This window comes from Kitasatospora sp. NPDC051914, from assembly GCF_040680995.1.
Taxonomy (GTDB): Bacteria; Actinomycetota; Actinomycetes; order Streptomycetales; family Streptomycetaceae; genus Kitasatospora.
The window spans coordinates 133543-145107 of sequence record NZ_JBFAXX010000013.1; the positions used below are offsets into that span (position 1 = coordinate 133543).

Below are 11565 nucleotides of genomic sequence, written 5' to 3' on the forward strand. Positions count from 1 at the left end.
CAGTGCGCCGGTCAGGAGGAGCCCGGCCGCAGGGCGTCCAGGGCCCTGCGCAGACCGGCCAGCTTGCGTTCCAGGTGGGCGGCGCCCGCGGCGGCGGCCGTCTCCGAGGAGCCGTCCAGCTGCTTGGTGAGTGCCTCGGCCTGCTCCTCCACGGTGGCCAGCCGGGCGGAGAGCTCCCCCAGCAGGGCGCCGCCGATGGCCGGTGCCTCGCCCGCCTCCAGCTGGAGGCGGAGCAGCGCGGCCTGCTCCTTGAGCTGGCAGTTCTTCATGTAGAGGTCGACGAAGACCGACACCTTGGCGCGCAGCACCCACGGGTCGAAGGGCTTGGAGATGTAGTCCACCGCGCCGGCCGCGTAGCCGCGGAAGGTGTGGTGCGGCCCGTGGTTGATCGCGGTCAGGAAGATGATCGGGATGTCGCGGGTGCGTTCGCGGCGCTTGATGTGCGCGGCGGTCTCGAAGCCGTCCATGCCGGGCATCTGGACGTCGAGGAGGATCACCGCGAAGTCGTCGGTGAGCAGCGCCTTCAGCGCCTCCTCGCCGGACGACGCCCGCACCAGGGTCTGGTCCAGCGCGGAGAGGATGGCCTCCAGCGCCAGCAGGTTCTCCGGCCGATCGTCGACCAGAAGGATCTTCGCCTTCTGCACCAGGACCCGCCCTCCTGCCGGTTGCCTGCCCAGGGTCGGCACCCGCGTGCCGCCCGCTACTGACCCGGTCATGCTAGCCGTACCCCCTCGCCCGCCACATCGCTCCCGACAACTCGGGCCCGGACCGATCGCCGACCGGGGCCACCGGGTCGACCGGACCGGACGCCGCGTTACCGAACGGTCACCGTTCGCAACGATTGCGGCACCCTACCGGGTTCCCGGTCGGGCCCGCCAGTGCGGGCCGACCGGTGGACCTGGCGGCTATCCGACCGGCAGCCAGTGGCGCATGACCGCCAGCAGGTGGTCGGCCTCGACGGGCTTGGTGACGTGGTCGTTCGCGCCCGCCTCCAGGCTCTTCTCCTTGTCGCCCTTCATCGCCTTGGCGGTCAGCGCGATGATCGGCAGCCCGGAGAACTGCGGCATCCGCCGGATCGCCTCGGTGGTCGCGTAGCCGTCCATCTCCGGCATCATGATGTCCATCAGGACCAGGGCGACGTCCTCGTGCTGCTCCAGCACCTCGATGCCCTCGCGGCCGTTCTCCGCGTACAGCACGGTCAGGCCGTACTCCTCCAGCACGCTGGTGAGGGCGAAGACGTTGCGGATGTCGTCGTCGACGATCAGCACCCGCTGGCCCTCGAAGCGGCCCTGGAACTGCACCGGCGCACTGTGCCGGTCCGCGGTCTGGACGGGCTGGCGCGGGAACTGCTCGCGTTCGGGCGCGGCCTGCTCCAGGGCGGCCCGCCGGGCGGGGTGGCCCTCCACGGCCCTGCGCCGCTCGGCGGCGCCCCGGCGGCGCTCCTCGGCCAGCTCACGGACCTCCTGCGCCCAGTGCTCGGCCGGGTTCTCCCCGACCGGGACGGGCCCCCCGACCGGGGTGACGCCCACCGCGGCGCGCGGCGCCTGGCCGGCGGCGCGGTCCGGCAGGGCGGCGGCCTCCGGCCCGTCGGTGTTCAGCGGCAGGTAGAGGGTGAAGGCGGAGCCCCGGCCGAGCTCGCTCTCGGCGTGGATCTCGCCGCCGAGCAGCCGGGCGATCTCCCGGCTGATCGACAGGCCGAGGCCGGTGCCGCCGTACTTGCGGCTGGTGCCACCGTCGGCCTGCCGGAACGGCTCGAAGATCTCCCGCAGCTTGTTGCCGGGGATGCCGATGCCGGTGTCGGAGACCGAGAAGGCGATCAGGTCCTCGTCCGGGTCGAGGATCGCGTCGGCCTCCAGCAGCTGCTCGCGGACGTGCTGCGGCACGTCGCCGTTGGTGACCGGCCGGATCAGCAGGTCGACCGCGCCGGTGTCGGTGAACTTCACCGCGTTGGACAGCAGGTTGCGCAGCACCTGCTGGAGGCGCTGCTCGTCGGTGTGCAGGGTGATCGGCAGGTCGTCGGAGACCCGGACGGCGAAGTCCAGCCGCTTGTCCTCGGCCAGCGGGCGGAACGCCGCCTCCACGTAGTCGACCAGCTGCACCAGGGCGATCCGGGCCGGGCGGACGTCCATCTTGCCCGCCTCGACCTTCGACAGGTCGAGGATGTCGTTGATCAGCTGCAGGAGGTCGGAGCCCGCGCCGTGGATCGTTTCGGCGAACTCGACCTGCTTGGGCGACAGGTTGCCCTCGTTGTTGTCGGAGAGCAGCTTGGCGAGGATCAGCAGCGAGTTCAGCGGGGTGCGCAGCTCGTGCGACATGTTCGCGAGGAACTCGCTCTTGTAGCGGGAGGCGAGGGCGAGCTGCTCGGCGCGCTCCTCCAGGATCTGCCGGGCCTCCTCGATCTCGCTGTTCTTGATCTCGATGTCGCGGTTCTGCTGGGCGAGCTGCTCCGCCTTCTCCTGCAGCTCCTCGTTGGTGCGCTCCAGCTCCTCCTGGCGGGCCTCCAGCTCGGCGGAGCGCATCGAGAGTTCGGCGGTGAGCCGCTGGGACTCCAGGAGCAGGCCCTCGGTCTTGGTGTTGACGCTGATGGTGTTGACGGTGACGCCGATGAGGTCGGCGATCTGGTTGAGGAAGTCCAGGGCCACCGCGGTGAACGAGCTGAACGTGGCCAGCTCGATCACGCCGAGCAGCCGGCCCTCGAACAGCACCGGCAGCACCACCACGTGCGCCGGGGAGGCCTCGCCCAGCCCGGAGGCGATCTTCAGGTAGCCGGGCGGGGTCTGGCTGACCACGATCGAGCGGCGCTCCACCGCGACCTGCCCGACCAGGCCCTCGCCGGGGCGGAAGGTCGTCGGCATGGTGCGCCGCTGGTAGCCGTAGCTGCCGATCAGGCGCAGCACGGTGTCGTTCTCGTCGTCGTCCTCGGTGACGAGTTCGGCCGTACGCCCGGACGGCTGCGCCAGGAAGAAGGCGCCGTGCTGGGCGGAGACGACCGGGGTGAGCTCGGTCATGATGAGCGCGGCGACCGCCTCCAGGTCGCGGCGGCCCTGCAGCAGACCGGACATCCGGGCCAGGTTGGTCTTCAGCCAGTCCTGGTCCTTGTTGGTGCGGGTGGTCTCGCGCAGGTTGGCGATCATCTGGTTGATGTTGTCCTTGAGCTCGTCGAGCTCGCCGGACGCGTCCACGTCGATCCGCGGGGAGAGGTCGCCGCGGGTCACCGCGGTGGCGACCTGGGCGATCGCGCGCACCTGCCGGGTCAGGTTGTTGGCCAGCTCGTTCACCGACTCGGTGAGGTCCTGCCAGCGGCCGGCGACGCCCGGTACGCGGGCCTGGCCGCCCAGCCGGCCGTCGGTGCCCACCTCGCGGGCGACGCGGGTGACCTCGTCCGCGAACGCGCCGAGCTGGTCGACCATGGTGTTGATGCTGGTCTTGAGCTCCAGGATCTCGCCGCGCGCATCGACGTCGATCTTCTGCGACAGGTCGCCGCGGGCCACCGCGGTGATGACCAGCGCGATGTTGCGGACCTGGCCGGTGAGGTTGTTGGCCATCAGGTTGACGTTGTCGGTGAGGTCCTTCCAGATGCCGGCGACGCCCGGCACCGAGGCCTGGCCGCCGAGGATGCCCTCGGTGCCCACCTCGCGGGACACCCGGGTCACCTCGACGGCGAACGCCGACAGCTGGTCGACCATCGTGTTCAGGGTGCTGGCGAGCGCCTTGACCTCGCCCTGCGCCTCGATGGTGATCTTCTTCGACAGGTCGCCGCGGGCCACCGCGGAGGCGACCTCGGCGATGTTGCGCACCTGACTGGTCAGGTTCGACGCCATGAAGTTGACGTTGTCGGTCAGGTCCCGCCAGATGCCGGACACGCCGCGCACCCGGGCCTGGCCGCCGAGGATGCCCTCGGTGCCCACCTCGCGGGACACCCGGGTCACCTCGTCCGCGAACGCCGACAGCTGGTCGACCATCGTGTTGACGGTCGTCACCAGCTCGCGGATCTCGCCCTTCGCATCGACGGTGATCTTCTTGGAGACGTCGCCGCGGGCGACCGCCGTGGTCACCTCGGCGATGTTGCGCACCTGGCTGGTCAGGTTGTTCGCCATCAGGTTGACGCTGTTGGTGAGGTCCTTCCAGGTGCCGGACACCCCCGGCACGCTCGCCTGGCCGCCCAGGATGCCCTCGGTGCCGACGTCCCTGGCGACCCTGGTCACCTCGTCGGCGAACGCGCCGAGCTGGTCGACCATCGTGTTGATGGTGTTCTTCAGCTCCAGGATCTCGCCGCGCGCATCGACCTGGATCTTCTGCGACAGGTCGCCCTTGGCGACCGCGGTCGTCACCTGCGCGATGTTGCGCACCTGGCTGGTCAGGTTGTTCGCCATCGAGTTGACGTTCTCGGTCAGGTCCTTCCAGACGCCGGCCACGCCCGGCACCTGCGCCTGACCGCCGAGGATGCCCTCGGTGCCCACCGCGCGCGCCACCCGCGTCACCTGCTCGGCGAACCCGGACAGCTGGTCGACCATCGTGTTGATGGTGTTCTTCAGCTCCAGGATCTCGCCGCGCGCATCGACCTCGATCTTGCGCGACAGATCGCCCTTGGCGACCGCGGTCGTCACCTCGGCGATGTTGCGCACCTGCGCCGTCAGGTTCGCCGCCATGAAGTTCACCGAGTCGGTGAGGTCGCGCCACACGCCGGCCACGCCCGGCACCTGCGCCTGCCCTCCCAGCCGGCCCTCGGTGCCCACGTCGCGCGCCACCGTGGTCACCTGCGCGGCAAAGGAGTTGAGCTGGTCCACCATCGTGTTGACGGTGTTCTTCAGCTCCAGCATCTCGCCGGCCACGTCCACCGTGACCTTGCGCGACAGGTCGCCCTTGGCGACCGCGGTCGTCACCTCGGCGATGTTGCGCACCTGCGCCGTCAGCCGGCCGGCCATGGTGTTGACCGAGTCCGCCAGGTCCTTCCAGCTGCCCGAGACGCTGCGCACCCGGGCCTGGCCGCCCAGCTTGCCGTCGGTGCCCACCTCGATGGCCACCCGGGTCACCTCGTCGGTGAACTCCGACAGCTGCTCCACCAGCCCGTTGACCGTCCGGCCCACCTTCAGGAACTCGCCGCGCAGCGGGTAGCTCGCCCCGCTGGTGTGCACCGAGCGCAGCTCCATCCGCTGGTCGAGGTCGCCCTCCGCGATCGAGGTCAGCACCCGGCCGACCTCGGCCATCGGCCTGGCCAGGTCGTCGATCAGCGCGTTGCAGTTGTCGGTGGCCGCCATCCAGGCGCCCTCGCCGACCCCCGCTTCCAGCCGCTCGGACAGCCGGCCCTCCCGGCCGACCGCCCGCCGCACCCTGGCCAGCTCACCCGTGAGGTGCTGGTTGCGCTCCGCGACCTCGTTGAACACCGCGGCGATCTCCGCCAGCGGCCCGTCCCCGGGGAAGGTCATCCGCCGCCGGAAGTTCCCGTCCCGCATCGCGGTGAGCGCCGCAAGGATCTTGCGCAGATCGGCCGGCTCCGCTCCACGGGCGTGCCCGGAGCGCCGACCGGGCACCCCGCGGGCCCGGTGGTCGGCGTGGTTCGCGTCCCCGGTCGTGGCGATGGCGTCCTTGGTGGCCGAACTCAACGGGGCCCTCCCACATCGTGACTGTCCGGCACTGGTCCAGTACCGCTCGGGCGGACCGGCGGCTGCCCCCAGCCACCGGCACCGCTTCGACCGTACTTCGTCGGCCGGATGCTGCGGACCCCCCAGTCTGTCAGCACCTGCGCCCGGTGTCCGGCCGGTTGCACAGGGTTCACCGCACCCGCACCGAATCCCGTGGGCAGAATCACCCTCCAGGACCTGTTTCGGCTCCCGGGCCCCCCGGGGTACGACACGGAAAGTAGGGTGTAACGCTGCACCGGGGCCCACGCGGACCACCCGCCACCCGGCAGCCGGACCAGAGCAGAGGAGACGTGGCACGTGGTCACCGCGCGCGCAGCCGCCACCTTCGAACCGGCCGGCCGGTCGGCCGCCGCCGCGCGCGGCTTCGTCCGTGACGCACTGCTCGGATGGGGGCTGCCCGAGGTCGTCGACGACGCCGTCGTCCTGGTCAGCGAACTCGTCACCAACGCCGTGGTGCACGCGGGCACCGCCGCCGAGGTCGGCTGCGTCCGCGAGGACGCCACCGTCCGCATCGAGGTCACCGACCACCACCCCGAACGCGGCCTCCCCGCCTTCGCCAACGTCCCCACCGCCTCCGACCGCTACGCCGACCCGGACGGCGAGGGCGGCCGCGGCCTGCTCATGTGCTCCGCCCTCTCCGACTGCTGGGGCGTCGAGTACGCCGCAGGACGCAAGACGGTCTGGTTCCGCCTCGCCCTGCCGGAACACGTCCACGGCACCCGGTACGCCGTGCCCAGCCTCCCCGGCGGCGAACTCCCCGACACCGACGGCCCCGTGCGCGTCGCCGTCGTACAGGTCGACGACGAGGGCACCGTCCGCGGCTGGAACCCCGACGCCGAGGCGCTCTTCCGCCACCCCGCCGACCAGGTCCTCGGCCGCCCCTGGTCCGAGCTCGCCGCCTGGCCGCAGTCGCCCGGCATCGGCCTCGGCCTCGCCGAGACCCTCCGCCTCGCCCGCTGGGAGGGCAGCTTCGGCGTCCGCACCGGCGACGGCCAGATCATCGAGGTGTACGGCGTCCAGGTACGCCTGCGCGACTCCCAGGGCGATCCCTCCACCCTGTGCCTGCTCGTCCACGACGGCGACCGTGCCGTCCTGCGCAGCCCCGGCACCACCGCCGAGGCGCCCACCGCCGTCGAGCCCCTCGACCTGCTCGTCGGCCCCGTCACCGCCGGCGACCTCGGCGACATCGACGGCCTGCTGCAGCGCATCGTCGACCGCGCCCGCGACCTCCTCGACGCCGACGCCGCCTACCTGCTGCTCACCACCGACGACGAGACCGAGTTCGAGGTCCGCGCCGCCACCGGCCTGCCCGCCACCGGACGCCGCTACGCCCGCCTCCCCATCGACGGCGCCGCAGGACGCTTCGACTCCGCCCGGCTCCCCGCCGTCCACGAGGACCTCTCCGTCCGGCCCAGCACCGCACCCCTGCTCAACGGCAGCGGGCTGCGCTCGCTGATCACCGTCCCGCTCAAGGTCGAGGGCCGCCTCACCGGCTCCCTCGGCGTCGCCGCCGTCGCCCCCGCCCGCTACGACAACGAGGACGCACTGCGCCTCCAGTTCGCCGCCGACCGGATCGCCCTCGCCCTGGAGAGCGCCCGGCTCACCGAACTCGAACAGCTCCGCCGCGGCTCCCTCTCCTTCCTCGTCGAGGCCTCCGACCTGCTCGCCGGCACCCTGGAGCACGAGCAGACCCTCGCCCTCATGGCCCAGATGGCGGTGCCCAGGCTCGCCGCCTGGTGCGCCGTCTACACCACCGGCGAGCAGAACGGCGGTGCCGACCTCGCCTTCGTCCTGCACGAGGACGAGGACCGGATCGACCCGCTGCGCGACATCCTGGACAAGACCGCGCCGCCGGAGGCCGTCCCGGCCACCGGCGCCACCTTCTGGAAGGCGCCCGCCGAGACCGCCCGCGGCCTCGGCATCACCGACAGCCCGGTGCTCGCCGGGCTGCTCGGCGAGACCGTCGTCCTGCCGCTCGCCGCCCGCAACCGCGTCATCGGCCTGCTCGTCCTCGGCGTCGGCAGCGGCGTCCGCTTCCGCCAGGAGATCCTCGAACTCGCCGAGGACCTCTCCCGCCGCGCCGCCCTCGCCCTCGACAACTCCCGCCTGTACTCCGAGCGCACCGCCACCAGCCAGGCCTTCCAGCGCGCCCTGCTGCCGCCCGAGCTGCCGAAGATCCCCGGCGTCGAGGTCGAGGTCTTCTACCAGGCCGCCGGCGAGGGCAACGAGGTCGGCGGCGACTTCTACGACATCTTCCCGATCCGCGAGGGCACCTACGGCTTCGCCATCGGCGACGTCTGCGGCACCGGCCCGGAGGCCGCCTCCGTCACCGGCCTCGCCCGCAACTCCCTGCGCCTGCTCGCCCGCGAGGGCCTGGACGCCCCGCAGGTCCTCGCCCGGCTCAACGCCGCCATCATCGGCGAGGGCCCCCGCAGCCGCTTCCTCACCCTGCTCTACGGCGAGTTGACCCCCCGCCCGGACGGCTCGACCGCCCTCTCGCTGGTCTGCGCGGGCCACCCGCTGCCGCTGCGCCTGCGCACCGACGGCCAGGTCGACCAGGCCGCCTCGCCGCAGCCGCTGCTCGGCGTGATGGACGAACTCGACCTCACTGCCGAGGAGTTGGTCCTCGCGCCGGGCGAGGTCCTGCTCTGTGTCACCGACGGCGTCACCGAACGGCGCGAGGGCCGGCGGATGCTGGGCGACGACGGCCTCGCCGAGGTGCTCACCGGCTGCACCGGGCTGACGGCCGGCGCGGTCGCCGCCCGCGTCCAGCGCGCCGTCGAGCGGTTCGCCCCGGAACCGCCGTCCGACGACATGGCGATCCTCACCTTGCGGGTGCCCGAGCAGCGCCGCGCCTGACCTCCCGCCACTGACGAACCGTCAGCCAGGCATCCTCGGTCAACACCGCTCACCGAGTGGTCAGCAGGCGACGTCCTACAGCTGACGACTGCACAAATTGTGTGATTCACAAGGGTACAAGCCGCGCGGAGCGGGTACACCGTCATCACCGGGGACCACCCCGGGAGGGACACGACCGGCGGCCGACCGCCGGTCCTCACGGGCCGACCGCCGCCCGCACGCAACTCTCCGTGCGCCCACGGCCCGGCATCGCGCAGCACTCCACGCACACGTCCGTGCACCGAATCCGCATCCCCGCATGCACTCCCGTGCACGGCCGCGCACCGCTCCCCCATGCCGCGGTGCACCCCCACACCGAAACATGCCGCCATCCCGGCACCACTGAAAGGAGCCTCCGGTGAGCAATGGAGCTACCGGGGCGGACGCCCGATCCACAGGAGCCGACGCCGGTCCTCTCGGCTACCTGGCCCTCGGACTGACCCTTCTGGCATACGGCCTGCTGTCCACCGGCATCCTCAGCGGTGCCGGCATCAAGGACGCCGTCTCACTCACCCACCTGGTCGGCGGCATCGCCCTGTTCATCGCCGGCCTGTGGCAGCTCCGCGGCGGCGACGGCTTCACCGGCACCGCGTTCACCAGTCTCGGCGCCTTCTGGGCGACCTGGTCGGCCGCGGGCAGCGCCGGCAAGAACGCCGCGGGCCTGTTCCTGCTGCTGTGGGCGCTGCTGGCGCTCACCCTCGCCCTCGCGAGCTGGAACAGCGGCGGCTGGATCGGCCGGGCCGTGTACGGCCTGCTCACCGTCTCCCTGCTGCTGGGTGCGGTCGGCGTCTTCGGCGACAGCAGCGGCCTCGGCAAGGTCGCCGGCTGGCTCGCCGCCGCCTCCGGCCTCGCGTCCTGGTACTGGGCGACCGCGGCGCTGACCAACAGCGGCTGGGGCCGCGCGGCACTGCCGGTCAAGTAACCCCCGGGAACGGGTGGGCCGGGCCTCTCCCCCACGGGGCCCGGCCCACCGACGCGTCCGGACACGGGCCTGCCGAGGTGCCCGCGCACCACGTGGGCGATGCGTCCGTGCACCGGTGACCGGCGCATCCGCACAGCGGACGAGCGTCACGGTTGCATCACTTCGGCGCCGCCGCACCGGCCGCTCGGGACACTGTCCCGCATGACGCCGCCGCGCCGCGCCACCCCCGGCCCCGGACCCAGCCGTCCCCGGGCCGTGCTGCCCGCCCTGCTGCTGGCGGGCGCCCTCCTGACCGGCTGCTCGGGCGACGGCTCGGGCGACCGCACCGCCGTGGTCTTCACACCCGAACAGCCGCTGGACCGGGCAGGCCTGCAGCAGGCCGCCGCCGTCCTCGCCAAACGGGCCTCCAAGGCCGGCCTGCAGGACGTCCGCTCGCAGATCGGCAAGGGCTCCGTCGAGGTCTCCGCCTCCGGCCCGGTGGGCGACAAGCTGGCCCGGCTGGCCGAACGCGCCACGCTGTCCTTCCGGCCCGTCCACGCGCTGACCGACACCTACGGCGGGGTCACCGGAACCGTCCCCGCCGAACTGCAGTCAGCCTTCGACGCACTCACCTGCCCGGCCGAGCTGCGGCCGCCCTCGCTCGCCGCCCCCGCGGTCGCCTGCGGACACGAGAACCGCGGCCGCGCACCGGTGAAGTTCGCCCTGGCGCCGTCGGCGCTGGGAGGCAACCACGTGACCGAGGTACAGGCGCGGGACAGCGGCGACGGCAGCGAGGCCGACTGGGTGGTCACCGTGAAACTCAGTCCGGCCGGCTCCAAGGTCTTCGGCGACCTCACCGCCGACCTCGCCGAGAAGGGCGCGCCGACCGACCAACTCGCCGTGGTCCTGGACGGCCAGGTCGTCTCCAGCCTCGCCATCCTGGTCGCCATCAGGACGGAGTCCATGGACATCGGCAACCTCACCAAGGACGACGCGCTGGAGCTCGCCGACGGCCTCAGCGGCGGCAGCCTGCCGGGGCCGATGAAGGTCTCCCGGCCCGAACTGCGCTGACCGCGGCCGTCAGGGCGGGCCGGGGCGCCTCGATCTGGTCGTACGCCTCGTTCGGATGCGGCTCAGCGCCCGACCGGGCTGCGCTCCTCCGCCGCGGCTCCGCCGGCCTCCGTGCCGCCGGGGGCTGCACCGCCCGAGGCCACCACGACGCCCGGGACTCCGGACTGGCCGCGCCAGCCCGCCGCGGCATGCTGCACCAGGTACACCACCAGCAGCAGCGCCACCGCAACGAGCCCGTCCGCCCAGAAGTGGTTCGCCGTCACCACGACCACCACCACGGTCAGCACCGGATGCAGCACCACCAACCAGCGCCACCGGCCGCGCCCCACCACGACCACGGCCACCGCCACGATGACGCACCAGGCCACGTGCACCGACGGCATGGCCGACAGCTGGTCCGGGACGACCCCGCCCACCGCACCGCCGTACACCGACTGCCCGTACTGCACCGCCAGGTCGACGAAGCCGTTGCCGGGGAGCATCCGGGGCGGCGCGACCGGGATGAACTGGATCAGCAGGCAGGCCGCCGTGGTCGCCACCACCGTCGTCCTGACCCAGGCGTAGTTCGCCCGGTGCTTGAGGAACAGCCACAGCAGCAGCACCAGCATCACGCCGAAGTGCATGGTGGCGTAGTAGTAGTTGGCCGCCTGCACCAGCCACGGGTGGGGTATCACCGCACGCTGCCACGCCACTTCGTCCGGCAGGCCGAAATCCAGCTCGGTACGGTGGATCCACTCCGCCCGGTCCAGGGCATGGTCGGTGCTCATCACCGAGAGATGCCCGACCACCTGCCAGAGCGTGAACAGCGCGAGCAGCAGCCCGGCCTCCCACAGCAGGGCAGCCGGCGTACGGCGCCGTGCCCGCCCGGCCGCGAAGGCCGAGGCGAACAGCACCACGGACGCGCCGGCCGAGGCCTGCCAGGTCAGGGTCAGGTTCTGCATTGGCGAAGGTTAACGCAGAGAAGCCCCCTCCCGAAGGGGAGGGGGCTTCTCTGAATGATTGTTCGGCGGCGTCCTACTCTCCCACAGGGTCCCCCCTGCAGTACCATCGGCG

General features: G+C 72.3%; 6 protein-coding genes. 3 read left to right on the forward strand and 3 right to left on the reverse strand.

Annotated elements, in window-relative coordinates:
- Positions 1-11: 11 nt before the first annotated feature.
- The gene (locus AB0M03_RS11525) at positions 12-647 is read right to left on the reverse strand and encodes a response regulator (protein ID WP_263107945.1); all 636 of its coding nucleotides are present in this window, start codon (positions 645-647) and stop codon (positions 12-14) included.
- Between the two features lie 258 nt (positions 648-905).
- Entirely contained in the window at positions 906-5531 is a 4626-nt protein-coding gene (locus tag AB0M03_RS11530) for a HAMP domain-containing protein (protein ID WP_363491017.1), read from the reverse strand.
- Positions 5532-5939: 408 nt separating this feature from the next.
- Between AB0M03_RS11530 and AB0M03_RS11535 the strand changes: the two genes are divergently transcribed.
- From AB0M03_RS11535 to AB0M03_RS11545, 3 genes are all read left to right on the forward strand, one after another.
- A complete protein-coding gene (locus tag AB0M03_RS11535; RefSeq protein ID WP_363490995.1) occupies positions 5940-8501 on the forward strand; it encodes a SpoIIE family protein phosphatase in 2562 nt (853 codons plus the stop codon).
- Positions 8502-8898: 397 nt separating this feature from the next.
- Positions 8899-9462 carry an acetate uptake transporter gene (locus AB0M03_RS11540; protein WP_363490997.1) on the forward strand — a complete coding sequence of 188 codons (564 nt, stop codon included), beginning with the start codon at positions 8899-8901 and terminating at the stop codon, positions 9460-9462.
- A gap of 201 nt (positions 9463-9663) precedes the next feature.
- The gene (locus tag AB0M03_RS11545) at positions 9664-10512 is read left to right on the forward strand and encodes a hypothetical protein (RefSeq protein WP_363490999.1); all 849 of its coding nucleotides are present in this window, start codon (positions 9664-9666) and stop codon (positions 10510-10512) included.
- 62 nt (positions 10513-10574) lie between these two features.
- Here AB0M03_RS11545 and AB0M03_RS11550 read toward each other — a convergent pair whose 3' ends face one another.
- Positions 10575-11453 carry a phosphatase PAP2 family protein gene (locus tag AB0M03_RS11550; RefSeq protein WP_363491001.1) on the reverse strand — a complete coding sequence of 293 codons (879 nt, stop codon included), beginning with the start codon at positions 11451-11453 and terminating at the stop codon, positions 10575-10577.
- Positions 11454-11565 lie beyond the last annotated feature (112 nt).